Genomic DNA, 25,289 nt, shown 5'->3' on the forward strand with positions numbered 1-25,289 from the left:
GATGCGCGCGCTAACTTTGGTCGCAGCCTGCAGCGCGTTGTTGGCTACTGCCCATGCTGCCGACCCCAAGCCCGACGCGGTCATCAAGACCAAGAGCATCGAAGCCCGCGTCTTCCTCGACGACAAGGTCAAGGTCGATGCGGCGCTGGCGGCCGACTGCCTGATTGAAGGCAAGAAGTGGATCGACAAGAACGCGGCAGAAGCCGCCGCCTCGCGCAAAGAGGATCCGCAGTTATTCAAGGAAGGCGGCTGGGACTTCGAGCGCAAATATGCGATCCGCTCCGTCGTCGCCGACCGCTATGTCAGCATTCTCCGCAACGACTACACGGACACCCACGGCGCCCATCCCAACTCCGACGTGAACACGATCCTGTGGGACAAGGCCGAGAACAAGCGCATTTCCATCCGCCCGTTCTTCACCGAGACCGCCGACAACGGCGCGGCCATGAAGGCAATGGTGAAGGCGGTGATCGCATCGTTGAAGATCGAGAAGAAGAAGCGCGATACCAGCGAGACCGCGACCGACGAATGGTTCAAGAGCGTGGAGCCGAGCCTGCTCAAGATCGGCGCGGTGACGCTCGCGCCTTCAACCGACGCGGGCAAGAGTTCCGGCCTCACTTTCCACTACCCGCCCTACGCAGTCGGCCCCTACGCCGAGGGCGAATATGTCGCATTCGTGCCGTGGGAAACGCTGAAGCCTTATCTCAGCGGGGAAGGCACCCGCATCTTCGGTGGCGCACGGCCAAAGGGCGACGCGGACGAGCCGCAGTGATCCCGTCGTGAGCAACGCCGCGTAGCTCTCTAAGCGCTGGTCGCGTTGCCTTGCAGCCGCGCTGCAAAGCCGACTAGAATGTCGCCATTGACAAGAGCGCCTGACGTCATGGGCGCCGCTGGGAGGCATTGATGTCCAAGATTACGCGCCGCACCTTTGCGGCCTCTTCCGCTGCGGTTGCGGCATCCGCCGCATTCGGCCTCACACCCGCACTTGCACAAGCCTATCCGGCGCGGCCCGTCACCGTGATCGTGCCCTGGGGCGCGGGCGGCGGCACCGACGCGACTGCGCGCATTGTCGCAGCGCTGCTGGAGAAGGATCTCGGCCAGCCCTTCAACGTGGTCAATCGCACCGGCGGCTCCGGCGTCGTCGGCCATACCGCGATCGCGACCGCGCAGCCCGACGGCTACACCATCGGCATGCTCACCGTCGAAATCTCGATGATGCACTGGCAAGGGCTGACCGAGCTGGCGCCGAAGAGCTACACCCCGCTCGCGCTGATGAACGAAGATCCCCCGGGCATCCAGGTCTCCTCCTCCTCGCCTTACAAGACGGTGAAGGAACTCGCGGAAGCCATCAAGGCGGCCCCTCCCGGCAAGTTCAAGGCCTCCGGCACCGGCCAGGGCGGCATCTGGCATCTTGCGCTGGTCGGCTGGATGCAGGCGATGGGCCTGCCCGCCAACCAGGTCGCCTGGGTTCCGTCGAACGGCGCCGCACCCGCGATGCAGGACCTCGCCGCCGGCGGCCTCGACCTCACCACCTGCTCGGTGCCGGAAGCCCGCGCCATCATCGAGGCCGGTAAGGCCAGGAGCCTTGCCATCATGGCGCCGGCGCGCAATCCGATCTTCAAGGACGTGCCGACGCTGAAGGAGGCGATGGGCATCGACTACGCGACCGGCGCCTGGCGCGGCATCGGCGCGCCGAAGGACCTGCCGCCGGAGATCGCAACGAAGCTCACCGCGGCGCTGCAGAAGGTTTATGACTCCGCCGAGTTCAAGGACTTCATGGGCAATCGGGGCTTCGGCACCGTGTGGGGCGATGCCGGCCAGTTCGCAAGCTTCATGGACAAGGGCGACGCCCAGATGGGCGAAGCGATGAAGGCGGCGGGTCTGAGCAAGGCGTGATTTGTCACCTCTCCCCGCTTGCGGGGGAGAGGTCGATTTGAGCGCAGCGCAAATTCGGGTGAGGACGCGGCTCCGCGAGTCCGGCTTTCACCTCCATCGTGGACGCAGCCCCTCACCCCACCCCTCTCCCCGTAAGAACGGGGCGAGGGAGAAGAAATCTCATAGGATTCTCCCATGCGCCTTCCCGACTCCGTCACGGGATCGTTTCTCGTCGTGCTCGGCACAGCAGCCGCCTATGGCGGCTGGCTGCTGCCGCCGGTGCCCGGGCAGCCGGTCGGCCCCAACGTATTTCCGCTCGTGATCGGCATCGGGCTTGCGCTGTGCGGGCTCGCGATCGTGTTCGGGATCGGCCACACCTTCGAGGAGGCGGAAGAGCTGATCCCGCTCGAGGATGGCCAGGCAGCGGCTGCGCCGCCGCCGGGAAAGTTGTACGGCCTGCGCGCGCTGCTGCCGCCGGCGCTGCTGCTGTTCTACGTGGTGGCGGCCGACCGGCTCGGCTTCATCATAACCGCGGCGATCATGGTCTACGTCACCTCGACCGCGTTGGGGGCGAAGTGGAAGCTGGCGCTGCCGCTCGCAGCGCTGTCGCCGTTCGCTATCCACCTGATCTTCGGCAAGCTGCTGCGCGTGCCGCTTCCGGCCGGCTTGTTGCCGACGCCTTGGTGATCCCATGCTGAAAACCCTGATTGAAGCGTTCGCACTGATCTCCACCTGGGAGGTCATCATCGCGATGTTCGCAGCCTCGGTGTACGGGCTCGTGATCGGCTCGCTGCCGGGCTTGTCGGCGACGATGGCAACCGCCTTGCTCGTCCCCGTCACCTTCTATCTCTCGCCGATCGCGGCGATCGCGACCATCGTCGCCGCGTCCTCGATGGCGATCTTCTCCGGCGACATCCCCGGGGCGCTGCTGCGCATCCCCGGCACGCCAGCGTCCGCCGCCTATGCCGACGAGGCTTACGCCATGACCCGCAAGGGACAGGCCGAGCTGGCGCTCGGGGCCGGCGTGTGGTTCTCGGCCGTCGGCGGCATCGCCGGCGTGCTGTCGCTGATGATCCTGGCGCCGCCGCTGGCCGAGATCGCGCTGTCTTTCTCGACCTTCGAGTATTTCTGGCTGGCGCTGCTCGGCCTGATGTGCGCGACGCTGGTGGCGCGCTCCTCGCCGGTGAAGGCGATCGCCGGCATGTTCCTCGGCTTGCTGGTCTCCTGCATCGGCATCGAAAATCCGGGCGGTGTGCCGCGCTTCACCTTCGGCCTCACCGATCTGTTCGGCGGCATCGAGCCGATCCCCGCGCTAGTCGGCGTGTTCGCGGTGGCCCAGGTGATGCGCGCGATGCTGACGCCCGAACCTCCACCGCTGCCGCGGCGCAAATTCGGAAGCATCATGGCCGGCCAGTGGAAGCTGACCAAGAAATACCATTGGCAGATGACGCGCGGAAACATCGTCGGGATCATCATCGGCGTGCTGCCCGGGGCCGGCGCCGACATGGCCGCCTGGGTGTCCTATGCGATGTCGAAGCGCTTCTCCAAGGAACCGGAGAAATTCGGCACCGGCCATGTCGAAGGCCTGGTCGAGGCCGGCGCCAGCAACAATGCCAGCATCGCCTCGGGCTGGGTGCCGTCGCTGCTGTTCGGCATCCCCGGCGACACCATCGCCGCGATCGCGATCGGCGTGCTCTACATGAAGGGGCTCAATCCGGGGCCGACGCTGTTCACCGAGAAAGCGTCGAGCATGTACGCGATCTATCTGATGTTCATCATCGCGAACATCCTGATGATCCCGCTCGGCATCGCCATGATCCGGGTTGCCGCCTACATCCTGCTGGCACCGCGCTCCGCCATCATGCCGATCATCATGCTGTGCTGCGCGGTCGGCTCGTTCGCGATCGGCAACAACATGTTCGGCATCGTCACCGTCGCCGCCTTCGGCGTGATCGGCTATGTCATGGAAGCAAACGGCTATCCCGTCGCCGCGATGGTGCTCGGCATCGTCATGGGCACTATGGTCGAGCAGGCTTTTGTGACCTCGCTGATCAAGTCCGACGGCAGCATCCTGCCGTTTTTCGAGCGCCCCGTGGCCGCGATCCTCGCCGCCATGGCGATCGGGGCGCTGCTGTGGCCGGTGCTGGTCTGGGCGTGGCGCAAGGTGAAACCGGTGCGGACCGGGGTGGCGGCGACATCCCGGTGATATCGGGCGGGCGGCCCTCGCCTGCCCTGCGCGGGCGTTGTAAAGCAGGGCATGGTTGAGAAAAAGCCTTCACTGGACATCAAATCCCTCGCCCATGACCTCCGCGCCGGTAGCCGCGCGGCGCTGGCGCGGGCCATCACGCTGGTCGAGAGCCGGCGCAGCGATCATCAGGCGCTGGCGCGCGAGCTGGTGCAGATGCTCTTGCCCGATACCGGCAGGGCAGTGCGCGTCGGTATCACCGGCTCGCCCGGCGTCGGCAAATCCACCACGATCGACGCGCTCGGAACCCATCTCATCGAGCAAGGCCACAAGGTCGCGGTGCTCGCGGTCGATCCGTCTTCGGCGCGGAGCGGCGGCTCGATCCTCGGCGACAAGACGAGGATGGCCCGCCTCTCAGCCTCCGACGACGCCTTCATCCGCCCCTCGCCGTCCTCGGGCACGCTCGGCGGCGTCGCGGCCAAGACGCGCGAGGCCATGCTGCTGTGCGAGGCGGCCGGCTTCGACGTCGTGCTGGTCGAGACCGTCGGCATCGGCCAGTCCGAGACCGCGGTCTGCGACATGACCGATTTCTTCCTGGCCTTGATGCTGCCGGGCGGCGGCGACGAATTGCAGGGCATCAAGAAGGGATTGGTCGAGCTCGCCGACATGATCGCGATCAACAAGGCCGACGGCGACAATCTCAAGCGCGCCAACATCACTGCCGCCGATTATCGCGGCGCGCTGCATATCCTGACGCCGCGCTCCGAGCACTGGCATCCGCCGGTCGAGACCTATTCGGCGCTGACCGGTGACGGTATCGCAAAGATCTGGCAGAAAGTCCTCGATCACCGCAAGACGATGATTGCATCCGGCGACTTCGCCGCACGGCGGCGCGAGCAGCAGGTGAAATGGATGTGGTCGATGCTGGAGCAGCGCATGCTGGCGCGGTTGCGCAGCGAGGCATCGGTGCGGACCAAGGTCCGGAAGATCGAGACTGAGGTCGCCGACGGCCATCTCACGCCGGCGCTCGCCGCCGAAAAGATCCTGGAGTTGCTGCAATGAGCGACAAGCTCCGCATTCTCCTCACCGGCTTCGGCCCGTTTCCCGGCGCGCCCTACAATCCGACCCAGCCGCTGGTCGCCCGGCTGGCGCAATTGCGCCGTCCCGCACTCGACGATGCCGCGATCTCCAGCCACATCTTCCCGGTCACCTATGCCGCGGTGGACCGGCAATTGCCGGAGGTGCTTACGAAAGAGAAGCCGGATGCACTGCTGATGTTCGGCCTTGCCGCACGCACGCCCTATCTGCGCATCGAGAGCCGCGCGCGCAACGCCGTCACCATGCTGTGGCCCGATGCCGCCAACACCCGATCGAGCAAGCGCGGCATCGCCGGCAATGCGGACGCGATGATTTTCGGACCGCACACCGCAAGGCTGCTGCGCGCCGCCCGCCTCACCGGCATCGACGCGCGCCCCTCGCGCGACGCCGGCGCCTATCTCTGCAATTACCTGAGCTGGCGCGCGATCGAAAACGTCAGGGCCGGCGGGCCAAAGCTCGCCGCGTTCATCCATATTCCCCTGCTCGCGCGCAGTGGCGCCGTGCGCCGCAAGGGCGCGCCGCGGATCACGCTCGAGGAACTGGTGGACGCCGGGGAAGCGATGCTGATGGAGATGGTGCAGTTGGCACGGAAGGGGCGCAACACACCGACTTCGTAGGGTGGGCAAAGGCGCGCTTGCGCCGTGCCCACCAACTTGTTCCGATCTGCCGCTGAATGGTGGGCACGCTTCCGCTTTGCCCACCCTACGGACCGTCTCTCCGGTAAACATTTAACCCTACCGCGAACAATCCTCACGCAACCAGCGGCCCTGCGCTACCTAACCGCTGCGGACCCCCGCGTCCGCCGGAGGACGCATCCATGGACCTCAATCGCCGCCATCTCATCGGAGCTTCAACCGCAGGCATCGCCGGCGCGCTCGCGATACCAGCCGACGCCGCGCGTGCGGCGCCGCTGACGTCGCTGCTCGGCCGCGACGCCACGCAATATGGCGTGCGGCCCGGCAGCAGCGAGGATCAGACCCGAGTGCTCCAGCGTGCGATCGACGAGGCCGCGCGGGCGCAGATGCCGCTGGCGCTGCCACCCGGCATCTACCGCAGTGGGCTGCTACGCTTGCCAAATGGCGCGCAACTGATCGGCGTGCGCGGCGCGACCAAATTCGTCTTCACCGGCGGGACCTCGGCGATCCAGAGCGACGGCTCCGATGCAATCGGCCTTTCCGGCATCAGCTTCGACGGCGGCGGCATTCCGCTGCCGACGCGGCGCGGGCTGATCCAGATCCTCGGCGGACGCGACATCCGCATCACCGGTTGCGAGATCACGGGGTCCGGCGGCAGCGGTATCTGGCTCGAGCAGGTCTCCGGCGACATCTCGGGCAACATCTTTACCAACATCGCGGTGACGGCGGTGGTGTCGTTCGACGCCAGGGGTCTCAGCGTCTCCCGCAACACCATCACCGGTACCAACGACAACGGCATCGAGATCCTGCGCACGGCTATCGGCGATGACGGCACGCTGGTCACTGATAACCGCATCGAGGACATCAAGGCCGGCCCCGGCGGCTCCGGCCAGTACGGCAACGCCATCAACGCGTTCCGCGCCGGCAACGTCATCGTGCGCGGCAATCGCATCAAAAACTGCGATTACTCCGCCGTGCGCGGCAACTCGGCCTCGAACATCCACATCACCGGCAACAGCGTCAGCGACGTGCGCGAGGTCGCGCTCTATTCGGAATTCGCGTTCGAGGCGGCAGTGATCGCCAACAATATTGTGGACGGCGCCGCCGTCGGCGTCTCCGTCTGCAATTTCAACGAAGGCGGCCGCATCGCCGTGGTCCAGGGCAACATCATCCGCAATTTGATCCCGAAGCGGCCGATCGGCACCGCGCCGGATGACGATGCCGGCATCGGCATCTACATCGAGGCGGATTCATCGGTCACCGGCAACGTCATCGAGAATGCGCCGTCCTACGGCATCGTCGCCGGCTGGGGCAAATACCTCCGCGACGTCGCGATCACGGGCAACGTGATCCGCAAGGCACTGGCCGGCATCGGGGTGTCCGTCGTGTCCGGCGCCGGCACCGCGCTCGTCAACAACAACATGATCTCGGAAACCCCGCGTGGCGCCGTGGTCGGGCTCGATCACGCGCGCGCCGTGACGTCCGATCTGTCGGTGGACGGCGCCCAGCGCTTTGCGCAATTGATGGTCGGCGGGAATGCGGTGCGGCGGTAGCTGCCGTTCCTCGCCTCTGGCTTCCGAAAGCTAGAACGCGTTCCGCAGCAGCGGGTACTTCGCTTCGAGGCCGTCGAGGCTGAATGTGAACTCAACCAGGCGCTCGGGGGCTGCGACAATTTCGGCTGCCGGCGGAGAGAACTGCGGCAGAAGCGCTGCCATCGCAGCCAGCGCCTTGGGCGCTGCGGTCGCGGCCGGCACCTTGGGCCCTGTCATTGCCACGGGCGCGGTGGGTGGCGCCATGGCAGCCGGCACCTTGAGCGGTGCCATCGGGGCAGGCGCGGCGACCGGCGCGGTCGGGGCTTCGGAGATTTCGGCGAGAACGCCCGGCTTCGGGTCGAGCCTGACCGGCACGGCGGTCTCCGGGACGATGTGCACGGCCTTCGGTTGCACGGTCTGCGCCTGCTGCTCGCGCGGAAACATGCGGGGCATCGTCGCCGGCGACCAGCCGAATGCGGGCGACACGCTCGCGGCCGCCGTGGCGACGTCGGCGCCGGTGGCAAGCGCGCGCCAGGTCTGGACGGCGAGCTTGGCTTCCTGGATGTTTTCGAGAAATGCGATCTCGGAGTGATAGCGGCGCCAGCGTCCGGTCTCGAACATCTCGGAGAGATGCACCAGCCGCTGCTCGGCGAGAGCGCACCAGCGTGCCGCAACGTCGCGGCCAATAGCCACGTCGCGAATAGCCTCTTGGCGATGTGTCATAAATCAGCCCGTCAGGAGAAAATACGGACGCGACGCAACGCACACGAATCAATTTAGACGCGACGTGAATATTTTGTGGAAAAGTTTTGACTTGTCCAGCAACGACGATGTTTTCGTCGCCAAACTCCGTAGTCGTGCGGAGATTCAAGGCGTTTTGGAGTCAAGCTTCGCACAAGCATAGCGCGCTTGCGGCGTGCCGGCGGAGCGGTGGCGATGGGTGAACCACGATCTCCAACCGGAAGCTGATCTCGCGCAGGGCTTCGAGGAATGGGACGTCCAAAAAGAAAAGACCCGTCCGGGGGGACAACCGGACGGGTCGAGCCATATGGGCGCTTGGGGTGGATGGGCGCTCGCGCCTAATATGACTTATGGGGAGGGATAACCGCTCCCACATAATTTGGTCGTGGCAGCGGGCCGAACGTTCAATGCGGCGTTTGATTTTTCGACCTTCGCGCTGCGCGCAAAGTTGTCGCAGCCGCTATCGCGTCGTCGGCTTATCCGCCTGAGAAACCGTGGCTTTATCCTCAGTGCTCGACAACGAAGGTTGCTCTAATGCGCGGATGCCAGGCTCGTCGCGACGCTTCTCGATATCTTCACGTTTTGTTGTACCGGACGCGGCCGCGACCGGCGTCGCGCCGGCGGCGGGAACGGCCATGACCGCGGCAAACGCGTCGGCCTCGCCGTCGCCGAACAGATCATCACGGCCCGGTGAACCGAGGTCGCGCGCCGTCTTCGCCAGCGTCGTGCGCAGTGCTTCCGGCTTCAAGGCGTAGTTGCGCTCGAGCAGCAGCGCCGCGACGCCGGAGACATAGGCGGCAGAGAACGAGGTGCCCGACGTCATCTGATATTTGCCGTCAGGCGCCGGCAGGAAGATATCGACGCCGGGGGCCGCGACCGCGATGCAATTGCCGCGGTTGGAGGCGGTGAACAGCCTGTCCTGCTGGTCGGTCGCGCTGACCGCGATCACGTTGGGATTGGCGGCCGGATAGAGCGGCGGCGACTTCGCGCCGGCATTGCCGGCGGCTGCGATCAGCACCAGGCCACGCGCGGCGGTCGCCGCGATGGCCCGCTCGATCACCGCGTCTTTGGGACCGGCAAAGCTCATGTTGACGATCTGCGCGCCGTGCTCGGCGGCATAGTTCAGAGAGCGCAGGATGATGTAGGACGAGCTCTCGGCCCCGCCGGTGGTGCCGCCGAAGGCGCGGATGGCGATGAGGCGCGCCTCGGGCGCGCTGCCCATCAGCTTGCCATGCGCCACGATAGCGCCGGCAATGCCGGTGCCATGAATGTGCGGGCCTTCGGCGCTGCCGAGCGCATCGAAATTGTCGGCAATGGAATTGGCAAGTTCCGGATGCTGGGCGTCGATGCCGGAGTCGATCACGGCTACCGTCACATTGGCACCATGCGCCAGCGTATGTGCCTGCGGCAGGCGGAGCTTGGCCAGCGCATATTGCGCGGGATCTCCCTCGGTCGGCACCGACGATTTCTGATCCTGGAGCAGATAGCGGAAGTTCGGCTGGACCGAGCGCACGCTACCGTCCGCCGCGAATTCACGCCGCACCGTCGCGGAGGGCCGGCCGTCGGTGATGCGAAACAGTCCGAACGTCGACCCGATCAGCGGAAAGTTCTCGGAAGACACGCGGGTCAGGCCATGGCGGCGCGCAAGCTCGTCGGCCTGGGTCAACGACAGCCCGCCGTCGATCTCGGCGACGAATTCGCCGGCGAAGATGCGCAGATCCGCAGCGACCGGCGTGTTGTTGCCGCGCCCCTTTCCGGCGGTCTTGTTGCCCGATTTGCCCGAGCCATCGCCGCCTGCGTTCTGCTGCGCCAGGCATTCGCCGGCGGCGTCGCGATCGGTCGCGGTACAGGCGGGATAGAGGTTCGGGGAGTAGCGCGCATAAGGCAGCACCGGCGTCGGCCCCATCCGCGCCGAAATCCTGGTCGTCACGGTCGGACCCGGACCGCGGCCGACGGCCACCGCTCTGGCGGCAACACCGGGACTGACGCGTGCGGCGACGCCGGGAGAAATCGCGGGCATTCGGGAGGGGACGCTGATCGTCGGCGTGCGCATGATCGCCTGCGCCTGCGCAACCTCGACGCCGAGACAGGCGGCGAGCAAAAGCGCGGCTCCGACCGACGAAGCGCAGGCCCCGGCTCTTACTCCACTTTCGGACTTGCGCGTCATCGGCTTGGAAGCGCCTTATGGCGCCGCGACGGCGAGGTTGACGAACTTCTCGCGCTGCATCTTGCCGAGCAGCGAGGTGAGTTCGTCACGGCTCATCGCCTTGTCGAACTGGAGGCGGAACATGCCGCCCTTGGCATCACCGATGATCGAAGCCTGGTAGCCGTCGAGCAATGCCGTGATGTCGGCGACGCGCGCCTCAGGCGTGAAGCGTACCAGCGCGCGCGCTGGCGGCACGCTCGTGCCGAGGTCGCGTGTGATCGGAGCGCTGGTCGAGAGCGAAGCAGTCTGGAAGGTCGCAGTCTGGGTCTTCGTCAACACGGCGCCGATGATTCCGGCTTGCAGCACGAGCGCCATGGCGCCAAGGCTCGCCGACCAGGCCAGCGTGCGCGGCGACAGGCTCGCAAAGAAGGTGGCGATGCGCGCCGACAGCGGCAGCGAACCGGCCGCCCGCGCAGGCTCGGCGTCGATCGCGGCGAACAGCTTCTGCATCGCGCGCGCCGACGGAGCACCCAGGCTCTCGTTCAGATGGATGGTCTCTTCATACTCGCCGCGGATCGCGGCATATTGCTTCGCGAGCTCGGGATCGCGCGCCAGCGCCTCGTCGACGCGGCGCGCATCGCGCGGGTTCAGCGTGCCGGCGGCGTGCCACGGCAGCAGCAGTTCAATTTCACCGGGCTCTTGCTCCAGCATCTTCTTGCTCAAAGCCATCATGGCCAGCCTCGCTCAATGCCGGCTGCTTTCAGCAGTTCGGCCAATTTCTTGCGCGCATAGAACAAGCGCGTCTTCACAGTGTTCTCCGGGATGCCTACGATTTCGGCCACCTCTTCCACGGATTTCTCGTGGTAGTAGACGAGATCGACGATTTCCCGATGATCCGGCGAGAGACCCGTCAGACACTCCCGCAACGCTTCACTGGTATCCTTCTTCTGCACTGCCGTTTCCGGATTGTCGGACGTATCCTCGATCGCGTTCGCGGCGTCGTCGTCCAACTCAAAATCCTTCCTGCGCCGGAGCGCAGACAGGGCCTTGAATCGGGTAATGGCCAGCAGCCAGGTCGAAACGGCGGATCGGCCCTCGAACTTGCCGGCTTGACGCCAGACATCGAGAAATACCTCACTGATGAGGTCTTCCGCCGCCTGCTCGTCCCGCACGAGCCGGAGGCCGAACCGATACACCCTGACATGGTGCCGCCCGTACAGCACCTGCATGGCGAGCCGGTCGCCTTGAGCGATCCTGGCGATCAGGATCTCGTCCGAAGCCGCTTGTGTCACGCTCAAAGACCGTCTCGCAAGGTTGGTCGGGTGGATGCGGCAGACGGTTCGACGGGAGGGGTAAAATTGTTCAACCTACCGCAGTCGTACGGGAAGCTGTGTGATCTACCCCACAGACGCGAAATTTCCTGTTGCCACCCGCGGCTGGGCGCCTCGCTCAAGAACGGTAACATAGTAATGAAGCACTTTCCTGCGCAATGCCATCCCGCATAGACGGCCCCGACGTGCATCGAACCTTAGCAGCCTAGCACGACATATGTCTTCCGAAGCCCTGCTTTGGCTTGACCGCGTCGCACACGATGCCTAATCGCCGGCAAATTCCTGGAGCGGTCGACGTCCCGCGCTGCCGCGCAGTACAGCGTGGATTCGGTTTCGAAGGATACCAAACCTAAAGGCTTGCCACGTAGATTTTTGGGCTGACATCCACGATTGGCGGGACCATGAGCACGGCTGCGACGTCCTTTCCCGAGAGGAATGCCGCTGAGGCCGCGGATCTCGCCCTGACCACCGAAGCGGCGGCACCCGAAGTCCTGGCGCGCCGGATCCGGCAGCGGCGCCAGATGTATGTCGGCCAGGTGGCGAGCTACTCGCTCGGCGCCTCCGTCCTGCTGCTCTACGCCTTTGACGGCGTGATCTCCATGGGCGTTCCGTCACTGTTCTGGCTCGGCGGCCTTCTGATCATCGGGACCTTCACCGTGCTGTCGGAAGCGGGCTTCGGCGACCGGTTTGAGGATCATTACCTCACCGTCTTCCAGATCTCGGCGCATATGACGCTGCAGCTGCTATTCCTGCTCGCGGTGCCGACAGTCGGAGTTGCGTTCCTTGCCGTGCTGTTTCTGATCTTCGCCTTCGGCACGCTTCGTATGACCTCTAGTCAGGCGATGCTCACCTGGGGCCTTGCGACGTGCGGGCTCGCCTTGGTTTTCCTCGCCTCAGACTTGCCAATCGGACTGCCGGTTACGACTCAGCTGCAACGGGCCGCCTCGATGCTGTGCTTCGTGCTGGTGATCGGCCAGTGCGCCTTCCTTGGCCTGTTCGGCGCCACGCTGCGCAAGATCCTGTACCGGCGCAGCATCGAGCTGAAGGCCGCCTATCAGCGCATCGAGGAGTTGGCGGAGCTCGACGAGCTCACCGGCTCCTACAACCGCCGCTGCATCATGCGGCTTCTCGACGCCGAGATCGAAAAATCGCGGCAGACATCGAGGCCTTGCGCGATCGCGCTGATCGACCTCGACTGGTTCAAGCGCATCAACGACGCCCACGGCCATCCCGTCGGCGACGAGGTGCTGCGCACCTTCGCGATCACCATGTTCGCCAATATCCGCCCGGCCGACTGCTTCGGCCGCTACGGCGGCGAGGAATTCTTGCTGCTGCTACCTGGGATGGACGGCGATGCGGCGTCGCGCATGCTCGATCGCCTGCGCGGGATCGTCGCCGATCTGGACTGGAGCGCATTCTCCCCGGGCATGCGCGTGACCATTTCCGCGGGCGTCGTGACACTACGCGACAACGATACTGCCGACACGTTTCTCGTGCGCGCCGATAGCGCGCTCTATTCCGCCAAGGCACAGGGGCGCAACCGCATTGCAACCAGCTGACCAATCCATTTTCTCCCGGCGCGACAGAAGCCGCGGCCGGGCCGAACGCTCCAGGACAGGGCAATGAGATCCAAAGCCGTAAAATCATCCGAAAGTCTGCTCGAGGAATTGCAAACTGCGCTCTCGCACGGCACCGTCGCGCACCGGGTCGAGACGCTGCGCCGCGTCACCGATCTCTTCGTGGGCAACGCCTTGGACTATTCCGACGACCACGTTCGTGTGTTCGATGACGTGTTCCAATGCCTGATGGAGCAGATCGAGACGTCCGCCAGGGCGCTGCTCGCCGAACGCCTCGCACCGATCGCGGCTGCGCCGCCGAAGATCATCCGCACGCTCGCGCTCGACGAGGTGATCGAGGTTTCCGGCCCGGTGCTGTCGAAATCCGAACGGCTGGACGAGGCGACCCTGATCGAGATCGCGCGCACCAGGGGCCAAGCCCATCTCAAGGCGATCTCGCTGCGGCGGGTGCTGTCGGAAGCGCTGAGCGACGTGCTGGTGACCCGCGGCGACGAGGACGTGGTGCAATCGACCGTCAACAATCCGGGCGCGCAACTGTCGGAGGGAAGTCTCGCCGACCTCGTGACCCGCGCCGAACGTGACGACGACCTCGCCAGCTCCATCGGCCTGCGGGCCGACCTGCCCCGCCATCATTATTTGAAGCTGGTCGCGAAGGCCTCCTTGGCCGTGCGCAGGAAGCTGGAGGCCGCGCATCCGGAGCTCGCGGACGACGTGTCCAGCGTGGTCCAGGAAGCGGCGCAGCGGATCCGCGCCGCCAGCATGACCAGGCAGACCGAGAGGGCGCGCGCGCTGGTGAAGTCGCTGCACGAGGACGGCCGCCTCACCGAGCTCCAGGTCGCCACCTTCGCGGAGCAGGGCAAGTTCGACGAAACCAACGCAGGGCTTGCCGCGCTTGCGGGCGTCGCAGTCGAGACCGCCGAGACCATGATGATCGAAAGCCGGGTCGAGGGCGTGATGATCCTCGCCAAGGTCGCCGCCATGCAATGGTCGAGCGTCCGCGCCATCATCGCCCTGCGCGAGAAGCTCTCAGGCGGCTCGCAGACCGACATGGTGACGCTGCGCGACGCTTACGAGGCGCTGCGCAGTTCGACCGCGCAGCAGGTGCTGCGCTTCCACCGCATGCAGCAGGGCGCGACGCCGGCGGCGTGAAGCCGGCGAGCTAGTAGCGTAGGACCTTCGCCCCCACCAGCGCGCCAATTGCCGTCACCAACGCGGTCGCGAGCGTGTACCAGGTCGCGACGAACAGCGGCGAGTCATCGGTGCAGTGCGAGGCGTACAGCGTCGCGGCAAGGCCCGCCGACACCAGGCCGGCGAGCGCGCCGGCGAGCGCGGGGTGGGACGGCGCGCCGTGGCGCAGGCCGAACAGGGCCCCCGCAAGCAGCGGCAGCGACATCGCAGGGATTGCCAACAGGCACACCCTGGAATTCTTGCCCATCAATCGCATCGTCATCGGCATGGCCGGCGCCATCATCGCCTCGCTGCCGATCGCCACCGCGAGCAGCCCGACGGGCAGCAGCAGCAGCCAGCCCCAGCCACGCAGCAAGGCTTCGGGACGCGACAGATGCAGGCTGACGATGATCGCGGGTATCGCGAGCGACAGCGTGACCGCGAACTTCATGTCGAAGAACGGGTTGTGCATCGCGCTCATCACGTCGTGACGCACACCGAGGAAGGTGGCGAAGATCAGAATCGACAGGGGCGCGGCGACCAGCAGCGCCATGGTCAGCACCGCGCCGACGCGCGGCGGGCGATGGGCGTTATCGGCCGCGAGCGAGCGAATGAGTTGATCGGTGTCCATGACTAGTGGTCCCGCAGTTTGGCAGTCAGCGCCGCAAGTCCGCGATGCAGCGCCACCCGCACCGCGCCCTCGCTCATCGAATATTTCGCCGCCGTGTCCTTGATCGAGCTGCTGTCGACCGCGATCGACTGCAACACGTCGCGCTGGCGTTGCGGCAGCGTATTGAGCTGGCTGGCAACTTCGCCGGCCGAAGCCGTCTCCTGCGGCACCTCGCCCGGCAGGGTCTCGGCGAAATCGTCGATGTTGACGAAGATCCGCCTCCCGCGTCGCCGCAGCATGTCGATCAGCTTGTTGCGGCCGATCGCAAACAGCCACGGGGCGAAGGGGGCTTCGCTGTCCCAAGTGTGCCGCTTCAGATGCACCGCCAACAGAATCTCCTGCACGATATCCTCGGCCTGGTCGGGAGGCTGCCCGGCCCGCGCCAGGCCGCGCCTCGCGGCAACGCGCAGCACAGGCGTGACCGCCTTCAACAGGCGATGATACGCCGCGTCATCGCCTGCCATGGCCGACCGCATCAGGCCGGTCCACTCGTCCTCACGTCCGCGCACGCGCGCCCTCACCAAGCAATTCGGCCGCTCTTTCAGTTTGTTACGCCGGCAGCTGCACGATCACGAATTCGTGATCTATACTCGGCCACGCGACCTATACGGCCATCAAGTTCCGGGACGGCTCATAACACCGATCGGTCCCGTCCGCACCCCGTGGCCGATCGGGAAGGCAATCGTTTGCCGCGCTTTTGCCCAGTGTGGCCCGAAGATTCCCATTTTCTGCCCCGCTGTGGTCACGCCCCAGGGTTTCTGTTCGCTCCCGGGACGGGCGGACTTGGGGAGATGTCAACATGATGAAAGCCAGCGGGCGCGCGGCCCTGATTCTCCTGGCCGGGCTTTTCGTGCTGTTTGGGGGCGTTGCACAGGCGGCGCCGAGTTCAGCCGCTAGCAGCAAGTCGGACAGCGCAGGCAAACAGGCGGACGAGGTCAAGCCGAGCAAGCAGCGGCGTCACACGTCGCGCCACCGCGACAGCGCCAAGACGGCGCAAAAATCCGACGACAAGGCCGACAAGAAGGACGCTACGGCAACGGCCGACGAGGCGAAGGCCGACAACCGTGACGCGCCGGCCTCGAGCCAGATGCCGCCGGAAGTCGCCAACGCCAATGCGCAGCTCGCCGCCGCCGATACGCCGACCGCGGCGGCCGCCTCCGCAATGACGGGCCGGGCCAACGACAACGTCCAGGCCGCGGCCGATAATACCGCCGCCCCGAACGCCGAGAGCCAGGTCGTCCCACCCGATCAGCTCAACGACATCGACCGCGCCCTGCAACAGGACAGCGCGCCGGCACAGAAGGCGGTGATCGCCGCAACCGACGCGCAGCCGCGTCCGGCGCCGGTGATGGCAAGCAGCCAACAGAGTTCGGCCTGGGACCAGAGCTCCCTGATCGGAAAAATCTTCATCGGCGTCGGCACGCTGCTGACGCTGGCCTCCGCCGCGCGCATGTTCATGGCGTGACTTTGGCTTGATTTTGGCCTAATCGCCGACCCGCGGGACCTCGTCCGGAACGCGCATCTCGCCGCGTGTTCCGGCCGTTCCTGCTCCGGTGGCTTTGGCGCCTCTTGAAGCCCACCGCGTCAGCGGGCACATTGCCCGCTCAACCAAAAGCGTGGGTGGAGCATGAGCACGTTCGAACACATCATCGTCGAAAGCAAAGGCGCGGTCGGCATCATCAAGCTGAACCGGCCGAAGCTGCTCAACGCACTCTCCTTCGGCGTCTTCCGCGAGATCGCCGCGGCAGTGGACGATCTCGAAGCCGATGACGCCATCGGCTGCATCGTCGTGACCGGCAGCGAGAAGGCGTTCGCCGCCGGCGCCGACATCAAGGAGATGCAGCCGAAAGGCTTCATCGACATGTTCTCGGAGGATTTTGCCGCGATCGGCGGCGATCGGGTCGCGCGCTGCCGCAAGCCGACGATCGCCGCGGTCGCGGGCTATGCCCTCGGCGGCGGCTGCGAGCTCGCGATGATGTGCGACTTCATCATCGCCGCCGACACCGCCAAATTTGGCCAACCCGAAATTACGCTCGGCACCATCCCCGGCATCGGCGGCACCCAGCGCCTGACCCGCGCGATCGGCAAGTCCAAGGCGATGGACCTTTGCCTCACCGGCCGCATGATGGACGCAGCCGAAGCCGAGCGCAGCGGCCTCGTCAGCCGCATCGTTCCGGCCGACAAGCTGATGGAAGAGGTGATGGCCGCGGCCGAGAAGATCGCCGCGATGTCGCGGCCCGCGGTCGCGATGGCCAAGGAAGCGGTCAACCGCGCCTTCGAGACCACGCTCGCCGAGGGCATGAGCGTCGAGCGCAACCTGTTCCACTCGACCTTCGCGCTGGAGGACCGCTCCGAGGGCATGGCGGCGTTCATCGAGAAGCGCAAGCCGGTGAACAAGAACCGGTAAGGAGGCGAACGGTCAGGCTGGTGTAAGGCTCTGCCGCTTTCCCGCAGAATCCCTGTGATGTACCTGCAACAAGCACGGAATAGATGGGGGTTTCCCCCGCGGCAGTTTGCCTGCGGGACCTCGGCTGGTTAAACAGTTAAGAGAGCCGCCGTCGGCGGGGGCGGACAGCCGGGATTTGCGGGATTACATGATTGGGCGTGCCGCCAGAGCTGGTCACGTGATGACGCGGCATCGATCGGGCGTGGCTCCTGTGCTCGCGACATGGACCACGCTGGCACTCTGTTGCGCCCTGCCCTCCGCCGCACGGGCGGAAGCGCTGCCGGAGGCGCTCGCCAAGGCCTACCAGACCAATCCGCAGCTCAATGCCGAGCGCGCGCGGCAACGCGCCACTGACGAGAACGTGCCGCAGGCGCTCGCGGGCTACCGGCCACAGATCGTGGCAAGCCTCAGCGCCGGGCTGCAATCGGTGCGCAACCTGCTGCCCGACAACACCATCCAGACCGCCAATCTGAAGCCGTGGATCATCGGCGTCACCGTGACGCAGACCCTGTTCAACGGCTTCCGCACCGCCAACAACGTGCGCGCCGCCGAACTCCAGGTGCAGTCGGGCCGCGAGGCGCTGCGCAACGTCGGCCAGGGCGTGCTGCTCGACGCGGTCACCGCCTACACCAACGTGCTCGCCAACCAATCGCTGGTCGAGGCGCAGCGCTCCAACGTCGCCTTCCTGCGCGAAACGCTCTCGGTCACTCAACGGCGCCTCAACGCCGGCGACGTCACGCCGACCGACAGCGCCCAGGCCGAGGCGCGGCTCAACCGCGGGCTCTCCGATCTCAACGCCGCCGAAGTCGCGCTCGCGGTGAGCCAGGCGATATACGCACAGGTGATCGGCAATGCACCGTCGCAGCTTCGCGCTGCCGAAGTCGTCGACCGCTATCTGCCGAAGAGCCGTGAAGACGCGTTGACGATGGCGATCCGCCAGCACCCGGCAGTGATGGCCGCCGGCTTCGACGTCGATGTCGCTTCCACCAACATCCGCGTCGCCGAAGGCGCGCTGCTGCCGAGCGCCAGCGTCCAGGGCAGCGCCAGCAAGAGCCGTAACAACGACCCGACGCTCGGCACCTTCGCCGAAGATCAGGCCTCGATCGTCGCCAATGTCACCGTGCCGATCTACGACGGTGGCCAAGCCGCCGCACAGACCCGGCAGGCCAAGGAGATCACGGCGCAGAGCCGGCTCGTGCTCGACCAGGTGCGCAACCAGGCGCGCACGGCGGCGGTCAGCGCGTGGGTTGTCCATGAAGGCGCCAAGATCGCGGTCTCGGCATCGGAGTCCGAAGTGAAGGCGGCGACCGTCGCGCTCCAGGGCGTGCAGCGCGAGGCCGCCGGCGGACAGCGGACGACGGTGGATGTGCTGAACTCGCAGGCCGATCTGATCCAGGCCAAGGCCCGCCTGATCGGCGCCAACCGCGACCGCGTGATCGCGTCCTATACGCTGCTCAGCGCCGTCGGCCATCTCGACGTCAAGACCTTGAGCCTGAACACGCCGGACTATCTGCCCGAGGTGCACTACCAGCAGGTCCGTGACGCCTGGCACGGCCTGCGCACGCCGTCCGGGCAGTAGTTTCCGCAACGCCTTTGGGCTCTCCACCGCCCAGGCACGCCACCCTCCTTTGACATTTTGTAGCCCATGGGCTACATTTGCACCTCATGATCGAGGTGAGGCAAACCGAGCATTTTTCGGAGTGGCTGACCCGCCTCAAGGACGCCAGCGCGGTTGCCCGGATCACTGCCCGCGTTCGCCGACAGCAAGAGCGTCGGTCGCAACGTCCGGGAAATGCGCATCGACTACGGACCGGGCTATCGGATCTACTATGTGCAGCGCGGAACGCAGATTGTGATCCTGCTGTGTGGCGGGGACAAGCGCACGCAGCGACACGACATCAAGCTAGCCCAGCAACTGGCGGAGACATTGTGATGCCAAAAGCAGCGAAAACGACGGTCAAGGCGGCATCCAGGACGACGCGTTTCGACGCTGCCGACCATCTCAACACAGAAGAACGTCAGGCCGCCTATATTGCGGCCGCATTAGAGACCGGCGATCCTGATTTCGTGCGCGACGCACTCGGCCTTGTCGCTCGCGCGCGCGGGATGAGCGCGATCGCGAAGAAAGCCGGGTTGAACCGCGAGAGTCTGTACAAGGCGCTCGGAGAGACCGGAAATCCTGAGTTTGGCACGGTCATGCGCATTGTCGGAGCGTTAGGCCTGACATTGTCCGCCCAACCCGCGACAAGCGGGCGAATGTCGAAGCGCCGTCGAGCGGCGTGAGGGAGCGCGCCGCACCCGCGCAATCGGTTCGGGCAGTCTCAGGATCTGAACATGAAAAGCCGCCGCATCCATCTGATGGGAGCTTCAGGCTCCGGCGTGACGACGATCGGCCGCACGCTCGCCGGCCGGCTTGCACTGCCGCATCACGACACCGATGATTATTTCTGGCTGCCAACCGCGCCGCCCTACCAGACGACACGCCCTGCCGCCGAACGTTTGCGGCTGATGCGCGAGATGTTCTTGCCGCGGCTCGATTGGGTGCTGAGCGGAACCGTCACCGGTTGGGGCGACGAGCTCGTCCCATTCTTCGATCTCGTCGTCTTTGTGACGACGCCGCGCGAGCTCCGCTTGCAGCGCCTGCGTGGCCGCGAGGCTATGCATTTCGGAGCGGATGCCGTCGCACCGGGCGGCTGGCGTCATGAGGAGGCGGAGTCGTTCGTCGATTGGGCCTCGCACTACGAAGCCGGCGATCGCGGGGGCCGCAGTCTCGCAAAAGATGAGGCGTGGCTCGCGAGGCTGCCCTGCCCGGTCGTGCGCGTCGACGGCTCACGCCCGCTTGCAGACCTCGTCAAGCAGCTATGCAGCGAAGCGCAGCGGCTGCCAAGTTGATGTGATATTGTCGCGAGGCCACTGCCAAATAATAAAATAGGGGGAGAAACCATGCTCAATCGACGCAGCGTTCTGCTTGCCTCTCTTGCCGCCGGAGTAGCCATGACCAGCAAAGTCCACGCCCGCGCGGCGCAGCCCGCGACGCCGGTTAATTTCGACGTCCCGGCGCATGCCTGCGACTGCCACACCCACATCCATGGCGATGTCGAGAAGTTTCCATTTTTTGCCGGCCGCGTTTACACGCCAGAGCCGGCTTCGCCGGAAGAAATGGCTGCGCTGCACAATGCGCTGCATATCGAGCGCGTGGTGATCGTGACGCCGAGTGTCTACGGCACCGATAATTCCTCGACGCTGTTCGGCATGAAGGCGCGTGGCGCGGCCGCGCGCGGGGTGGCCGTGATCGACGACAAAACGACCGAGGCCCAGCTTGACACGATGCATGCAGACGGCTTTCGCGGTGTCCGCCTCAATCTCGCGACCGGCGGCGTCAATGATCCCAATGTCGGCCGGCCGCGCTTCACCGCCGCCGTCGAGCGCATGAAGGCGCGCGGCTGGCACGTGCAGCTCTACACCACGCTGCCCATGATCTCGGCGATCAAGGACCTCGTCGAGACGGCACCGGTACCCGTTGTATTCGACCATTTCGGCGGCCTCGAGGCTTCGCTTGGGCTGGAGCAACCGGGATTTGCCGACCTGGTCGCGCTGGTGAAATCCGGCAAGGCCCATGTCAAGATTTCCGGCGCCTATCGCTCCTCGAAGCTCGCGCCCGACTATCAGGACATGGCGCCCTATGCGCGCGCACTGATCGCAGCGAATGCGGACCGCGTCGTCTGGGGTACGGACTGGCCGCACCCGGATTCGAGCCGTGTCGAGGGACGCAAAGCCACCGACATCGCACCGCTCTACCAGATCGACGACGGCCGCCTGCTCAACCAGCTTCCGGTATGGGCGCCGGATGCGGATGTGCGCAAGAAGATCCTGGTCGACAACCCGGCGCAACTCTACGGATTCTGAGTCGCGACAGGCGCAATTCGGTTCAACGACCGCGACACGGTTCCATAGTGAGGCGTGGAACTGTTGTCGGCGAAGGCACAAACTCGTTGGACTCACACGAACGTGTTTGTGCCCTCGTTCGTTTCTCACCCTTCTGGTTGAGGCGGTGATTCTTTTTCGGGGCTACGCACACGCACAGATTTCATTTGTTCGTGCGGGTGCATGCCTTTATCGCATTATCTTGCCGCGCTTTTTTCCGGCATTGGAATTGGTTTCACCGTCGCCGCCCCCATCGGCCCGATGGGCATGCTGTGCATTCAGCGCACATTGGCATCAGGCATGGCCACGGGCCTCGCAACCGGCTTCGGCGCCGCGACCGTGCATCTCACCTACAGCGCCCTCGCGGTTTTGGGACTAGACTCACTGGCACAGCCCTGGGTCGAGGCCAATGCCGCCGGCTTCGGCATCGTCTCGGCGCTCACGCTGCTGTGGTTCGCGATCCGGACCCATCGCGGCTCGGTCGCGCTCCAGACGACCGACGACGTCGACAACGTACGTCTGGCGCGCGCCTATCTCAGCGCCATCGCGCTTGGGTTCACCAATCCGCTGACCGTCATCCTGTTTCTGGCTGCGCTGCACGCCTTTTCAATGCAAGCCGCGGCAGCCCCGTTGATCGCCGGTGTCTTCGTCGGTTCCGCGATCTGGTGGACCGTGCTCAGCACGATCGTGGCAACGGCGCGGTCACGGCTGACGCCGCGCATGCTGTCGATGAGCAGCCGGTTGGCCAGCCTGATGCTGCTGGGCCTCGGCACCATGATGCTGGTGCGGATCGCGCAGCGAATGCTGTGATTGGCGTCAGCGTGCGCGGCGGGAGAAGAAGGAGATCAGCACCGGCAGCGTCACCAGGATCACGATCGGCGCGAGCATCATGCCTGTCACTACGACCACCGCGAGCGGCTTCTGCACCTGCGAGCCGATGCCTTCCGACAGCGCGGCCGGCAACAAACCGATGCCGGCGACGACGCAGGTCATCAGCACCGGCCGAAGCTGCAATTCGCCGGTGCGTATCACCGCGCTCATGCGGTCCATGCCCTCTTCGATGAGCTGGTTGAACTGCGACAGGATGATGATGCCGTCCATCACGGCAATGCCGAACAGCGCGATGAAGCCGATCGCTGCCGAGACACTGAAGGCGGTGCCGGTGATCAAGAGACCGAGCACGCCGCCGAAGATCGCCATCGGGATCACGCTCATGGCGAGCAGCGTGTCGGTCATCGAGCCGAAATTGAACCAGAGCAGGACGCCGATCAGCGCGAGCGAGATCGGCACCACGATCGACAATCGCCGGATCGCGTCCTGGAGATTGCCGAATTCGCCGACCCAATCCATGTGCGCGCCGGGCGGCAGCTGCACCTGATCGGCGATCTTCTGCTGCGCCTCTCGGATCGCACTGCCGAGGTCGCGCTCACGCACCGAGAACTTGATCGGCAGATAGCGTTCCTGCTGCTCGCGATAAATGTAGGCCGCACCCGAGACGAGGCTGATGGTGGCGACCTCGCTCAGGGGGATCTGCGTGACGGTGCCGTTCGGTCCGGGCGCGCCGATCCGCAAATTCTGGATCGCCTCGGCGCTCCTGCGGAATTCCGGCGCAAGACGAACGATGATCGGGAAGTGGCGGTCGCTTCCGGCCTCGTAGATGTCGCCGGCGGTGTCGCCGCCGATCGCGACCTTGATGGTGGCGTTGATATCGCCCGGCGCGAGGCCGTAGCGCGCGGCCTTGGCACGGTTGATGTCGATCTGGATGGTCGGCTGCCCGAGTGAGGTGAACACCGCAAGATCGGTGACGCCCTGCACGGTTGCCAGCACCGACTTGATCTTGTTGGCGGTGTCGGTCAGCGCCTGGAGATCGCTGCCGAACAGCTTGATCGAGTTCTCGCCCTTCACGCCGGAGACGGCTTCGGAGACGTTGTCCTGGAGATATTGCGAGAAGTTGAACTCGACGCCGGGGAAGCGATCGTCGAGCTGCTTGAGCAGCTGCGCAGTCAGCTCTTCCTTGTCGCGGGTGCCGGGCCATTGGCTCGCGGGCTTGAGCGGCGCGAAGAACTCGGCGTTGAAGAAGCCGGCGGCGTCAGTGCCGTCATCGGGGCGGCCGTGCTGCGACACCACGGATTCCACTTCAGGCCGCGCGCGGATCACCTTGCGCATCTCGTTGACGTAGGAGTTGCCTTCCTGGAGCGAGATGGTCGGCGGCAGCGTGGCGCGGATCCAGAGATTGCCCTCCTCCAGCTTCGGCAGGAATTCGAGGCCAAGCAAGCGGCTGAGCGCAACCGTCATCAGCACAAGGCCGAACGCGCCCCCGAGCATGATGCCGCGGTTGGCGACTGCCCAATGCAGCACCGGCATGTAGATCCGATGCAGGATAAGCATCACCCTGGTCTCGGTCTCCCTGACATGCGCGGGCAGGATGATCGCGGACAGCGCCGGGGTGACGGTGAAGGTCGCAAGCAGTCCGCCGGCCAGCGCGTAGGCATAGGTGCGCGCCATCGGTCCGAAGATGTTGCCCTCGACGCCGGAGAGCGTGAACAGCGGCAGGAACGCCGCGATGATGATCGCCGCGGCGAAGAAGATCGAACGGGAGACATCGGCCGCCGCGCTGAGGATGGCGTGGCTTTTCATTCCGAACAGCGTCTCGGACGACATCTGCTCGGATTCCGACATCGGCGTCGTCTGCGTCAGGCGCCGGAAGATCGCCTCCACCATGATGACGGTGGCATCGACGATCAAACCGAAATCGATCGCGCCGACCGACAGCAGGTTCGCCGATTCCCCGCGCAGCACCAGGATGATCACCGCGAAGAACAGCGCGAACGGGATGGTGGCGCCGACGATCAGCGCACTGCGGAGATCGCCGAGGAAGATCCACTGCAACAGCACGATCAGCAAGATGCCGACCACCATGTTGTGCAGCACGGTGTGGGTGGTGAGCTCAATCAGGTCACCGCGGTCGTAGATGCGCTCGATGCGCACGCCGGGCGGCAGGATGCTGGACTCGTTGATGGTTTGAACGAGCTGGTGGACGCGCTTGATGGTTGGCGAGCTCTGCTCGCCACGGCGCATCAGGACGATGCCTTGCACGATGTCGTCGGCCTCGTCGAGGCCGGCAATGCCGAGACGGGGCTTCTGCCCGACGGTGACGGTGGCGACGTCCTTGACCAGCACCGGATTGCCGTTGGTCTGCGAGACCATCGTGTTGGCGAGGTCGTCGATCGAGCGGATCAGGCCGACGCCGCGCACCACCGCCGATTGCTGACCGATATTGACGGTGTTGCCGCCGACATTGACGTTGGAATTGCCGACCGCCTGGAGCAATTGCGGCAGCGTCAGGCCGTTGGCGACCAGCTTGTTGAAGTCGACCTGGAGCTCGTAGGTCTTGCTCTTGCCGCCCCACCCGGTGACGTCGATCACGCCGGGCACGGCACGGAAGCGCCGCTGGAGGATCCAGTCCTGGATGGTCTTGAGGTCGAGCACGCTGTAGTTCGGCGGACCGACGAGACGGTAGCGGAAGATCTCGCCAATCGGGCTGAGCGGCGAGATCTGCGGCTGCACGTTGCCGGGCAGCGGAGCGAGCTGCGCCAGGCGGTTCAAGACCTGCTGCAACGCCTCGTCATAAGTGTAGGCGAAGGAGAACTGCAGTTTGACGTCGGAGAGGCCGTAGAGCGAGATGGTGCGAATGGTCGTCAGGTTCTTCAGACCCGCGACCTGGGTCTCGATCGGAATCGTGATGTAGCGCTCGATCTCCTCCGCCGACAGCCCCGGACTCTGCGTCACGATGTCGACCATCGGCGGGGTCGGATCGGGATAAGCCTCGATGTTGAGCTGGTTGAACGCGATCAGGCCGCCGATGAGCACGGCGACGAACATCCCGACCATCAGGAAGCGCCGGTTGACGGCAAGGGCGACGAGGCGATCCATTCAGGTCTTCAGCTTGTCTTTTTCCGGCC

24 protein-coding genes are annotated in these 25,289 nt (G+C 65.4%); 17 read left to right on the forward strand and 7 right to left on the reverse strand.

Annotated features, from left to right (window positions below):
* The first annotated feature begins 1 nt into the window (after window position 1).
* From ABIB90_RS32995 to ABIB90_RS33025, 7 genes are all read left to right on the forward strand, one after another.
* Window positions 2-772 (forward strand): RsiV family protein, encoded by a 771-nt coding sequence (locus tag ABIB90_RS32995; protein WP_354202196.1) that lies wholly within the window; start codon window positions 2-4, stop codon window positions 770-772.
* Window positions 773-903: 131 nt separating this feature from the next.
* The gene (locus tag ABIB90_RS33000; RefSeq protein WP_354169478.1) at window positions 904-1,896 is read left to right on the forward strand and encodes a tripartite tricarboxylate transporter substrate binding protein; all 993 of its coding nucleotides are present in this window, start codon (window positions 904-906) and stop codon (window positions 1,894-1,896) included.
* Window positions 1,897-2,070: 174 nt separating this feature from the next.
* Complete coding sequence (locus tag ABIB90_RS33005; RefSeq protein WP_354169480.1) at window positions 2,071-2,562, forward strand: tripartite tricarboxylate transporter TctB family protein; 492 nt, start codon at window positions 2,071-2,073, stop codon at window positions 2,560-2,562.
* Window positions 2,563-2,566: 4 nt separating this feature from the next.
* Window positions 2,567-4,081, forward strand: coding sequence for a tripartite tricarboxylate transporter permease (locus tag ABIB90_RS33010; RefSeq protein WP_354169482.1), 1,515 nt, complete (start codon window positions 2,567-2,569; stop codon window positions 4,079-4,081).
* A 51-nt stretch (window positions 4,082-4,132) separates the two neighbouring features.
* A complete protein-coding gene (gene meaB, locus ABIB90_RS33015; protein WP_354202173.1) occupies window positions 4,133-5,122 on the forward strand; it encodes a methylmalonyl Co-A mutase-associated GTPase MeaB in 990 nt (329 codons plus the stop codon).
* On the forward strand, window positions 5,119-5,775 hold the full coding sequence (locus ABIB90_RS33020) for a pyroglutamyl-peptidase I (RefSeq protein ID WP_354202174.1): 657 nt from the start codon (window positions 5,119-5,121) through the stop codon (window positions 5,773-5,775). Before meaB ends, ABIB90_RS33020 begins: the two co-directional genes overlap by 4 nt.
* Before the next feature lie 200 nt (window positions 5,776-5,975).
* Window positions 5,976-7,346, forward strand: a complete 1,371-nt coding sequence (locus tag ABIB90_RS33025; RefSeq protein ID WP_354202175.1) for a TIGR03808 family TAT-translocated repetitive protein — start codon at window positions 5,976-5,978, stop codon at window positions 7,344-7,346.
* A gap of 30 nt (window positions 7,347-7,376) precedes the next feature.
* Here the strand turns inward: ABIB90_RS33025 and ABIB90_RS33030 are convergent, their stop codons facing one another.
* From ABIB90_RS33030 to ABIB90_RS33045, 4 genes are all read right to left on the reverse strand, one after another.
* On the reverse strand, window positions 7,377-8,018 hold the full coding sequence (locus ABIB90_RS33030) for a TIGR03809 family protein (RefSeq protein WP_354202176.1): 642 nt from the start codon (window positions 8,016-8,018) through the stop codon (window positions 7,377-7,379).
* 508 nt (window positions 8,019-8,526) lie between these two features.
* Window positions 8,527-10,233: a S8 family serine peptidase gene (locus ABIB90_RS33035; RefSeq protein ID WP_354202177.1), complete on the reverse strand. Its 1,707-nt coding sequence runs from the start codon at window positions 10,231-10,233 to the stop codon at window positions 8,527-8,529.
* Between the two features lie 15 nt (window positions 10,234-10,248).
* Window positions 10,249-10,944, reverse strand: a complete 696-nt coding sequence (locus ABIB90_RS33040; RefSeq protein WP_354202178.1) for a hypothetical protein — start codon at window positions 10,942-10,944, stop codon at window positions 10,249-10,251.
* Window positions 10,941-11,510, reverse strand: coding sequence for a sigma-70 family RNA polymerase sigma factor (locus tag ABIB90_RS33045; protein WP_007593582.1), 570 nt, complete (start codon window positions 11,508-11,510; stop codon window positions 10,941-10,943). The genes ABIB90_RS33040 and ABIB90_RS33045 overlap by 4 nt, the downstream gene beginning before the upstream one ends.
* A 434-nt stretch (window positions 11,511-11,944) precedes the next feature.
* Between ABIB90_RS33045 and ABIB90_RS33050 the strand changes: the two genes are divergently transcribed.
* Together ABIB90_RS33050 and ABIB90_RS33055 are read left to right on the forward strand one after the other, a co-directional pair.
* The gene (locus ABIB90_RS33050; RefSeq protein WP_007593584.1) at window positions 11,945-13,102 is read left to right on the forward strand and encodes a GGDEF domain-containing protein; all 1,158 of its coding nucleotides are present in this window, start codon (window positions 11,945-11,947) and stop codon (window positions 13,100-13,102) included.
* 63 nt (window positions 13,103-13,165) lie between these two features.
* Window positions 13,166-14,269, forward strand: coding sequence for a DUF2336 domain-containing protein (locus ABIB90_RS33055; RefSeq protein WP_354202179.1), 1,104 nt, complete (start codon window positions 13,166-13,168; stop codon window positions 14,267-14,269).
* A gap of 10 nt (window positions 14,270-14,279) precedes the next feature.
* Here the strand turns inward: ABIB90_RS33055 and ABIB90_RS33060 are convergent, their stop codons facing one another.
* Both ABIB90_RS33060 and ABIB90_RS33065 read right to left on the reverse strand, forming a co-directional pair.
* Entirely contained in the window at window positions 14,280-14,918 is a 639-nt protein-coding gene (locus ABIB90_RS33060) for an NrsF family protein (RefSeq protein WP_354169498.1), read from the reverse strand.
* A gap of 2 nt (window positions 14,919-14,920) precedes the next feature.
* Window positions 14,921-15,466, reverse strand: a complete 546-nt coding sequence (locus ABIB90_RS33065) for a sigma-70 family RNA polymerase sigma factor (RefSeq protein ID WP_354169500.1) — start codon at window positions 15,464-15,466, stop codon at window positions 14,921-14,923.
* Window positions 15,467-15,756: 290 nt separating this feature from the next.
* Here ABIB90_RS33065 and ABIB90_RS33070 point away from each other — a divergent pair, with 290 nt between their 5' ends.
* From ABIB90_RS33070 to ABIB90_RS33105, 8 genes are all read left to right on the forward strand, one after another.
* The gene (locus tag ABIB90_RS33070; protein ID WP_219684885.1) at window positions 15,757-16,422 is read left to right on the forward strand and encodes a hypothetical protein; all 666 of its coding nucleotides are present in this window, start codon (window positions 15,757-15,759) and stop codon (window positions 16,420-16,422) included.
* A gap of 162 nt (window positions 16,423-16,584) precedes the next feature.
* Entirely contained in the window at window positions 16,585-17,364 is a 780-nt protein-coding gene (locus tag ABIB90_RS33075; RefSeq protein WP_027516881.1) for an enoyl-CoA hydratase, read from the forward strand.
* A 220-nt stretch (window positions 17,365-17,584) separates the two neighbouring features.
* Window positions 17,585-18,982 carry a TolC family outer membrane protein gene (locus ABIB90_RS33080; protein ID WP_007593592.1) on the forward strand — a complete coding sequence of 466 codons (1,398 nt, stop codon included), beginning with the start codon at window positions 17,585-17,587 and terminating at the stop codon, window positions 18,980-18,982.
* A 153-nt stretch (window positions 18,983-19,135) separates the two neighbouring features.
* On the forward strand, window positions 19,136-19,336 hold the full coding sequence (locus ABIB90_RS33085) for a type II toxin-antitoxin system RelE/ParE family toxin (protein WP_354202180.1): 201 nt from the start codon (window positions 19,136-19,138) through the stop codon (window positions 19,334-19,336).
* Window positions 19,336-19,686, forward strand: a complete 351-nt coding sequence (locus ABIB90_RS33090; protein ID WP_354202181.1) for an addiction module antidote protein — start codon at window positions 19,336-19,338, stop codon at window positions 19,684-19,686. Before ABIB90_RS33085 ends, ABIB90_RS33090 begins: the two co-directional genes overlap by 1 nt.
* 51 nt (window positions 19,687-19,737) lie before the next feature.
* Window positions 19,738-20,295 (forward strand): P-loop NTPase family protein, encoded by a 558-nt coding sequence (locus ABIB90_RS33095; protein WP_354202182.1) that lies wholly within the window; start codon window positions 19,738-19,740, stop codon window positions 20,293-20,295.
* A 51-nt stretch (window positions 20,296-20,346) separates the two neighbouring features.
* Window positions 20,347-21,309, forward strand: coding sequence for an amidohydrolase family protein (locus tag ABIB90_RS33100; protein WP_354202183.1), 963 nt, complete (start codon window positions 20,347-20,349; stop codon window positions 21,307-21,309).
* 201 nt (window positions 21,310-21,510) lie between these two features.
* Window positions 21,511-22,137, forward strand: coding sequence for a LysE family translocator (locus ABIB90_RS33105; RefSeq protein WP_354202184.1), 627 nt, complete (start codon window positions 21,511-21,513; stop codon window positions 22,135-22,137).
* 6 nt (window positions 22,138-22,143) lie between these two features.
* Here ABIB90_RS33105 and ABIB90_RS33110 read toward each other — a convergent pair whose 3' ends face one another.
* Window positions 22,144-25,260 (reverse strand): efflux RND transporter permease subunit, encoded by a 3,117-nt coding sequence (locus ABIB90_RS33110; protein WP_354202185.1) that lies wholly within the window; start codon window positions 25,258-25,260, stop codon window positions 22,144-22,146.
* Between the last annotated feature and the right edge of the window lie 29 nt (window positions 25,261-25,289).

It is taken from the genome of Bradyrhizobium sp. JR4.1, from assembly GCF_040548605.1.
GTDB lineage: Bacteria > Pseudomonadota > Alphaproteobacteria > Rhizobiales > Xanthobacteraceae > Bradyrhizobium > Bradyrhizobium canariense.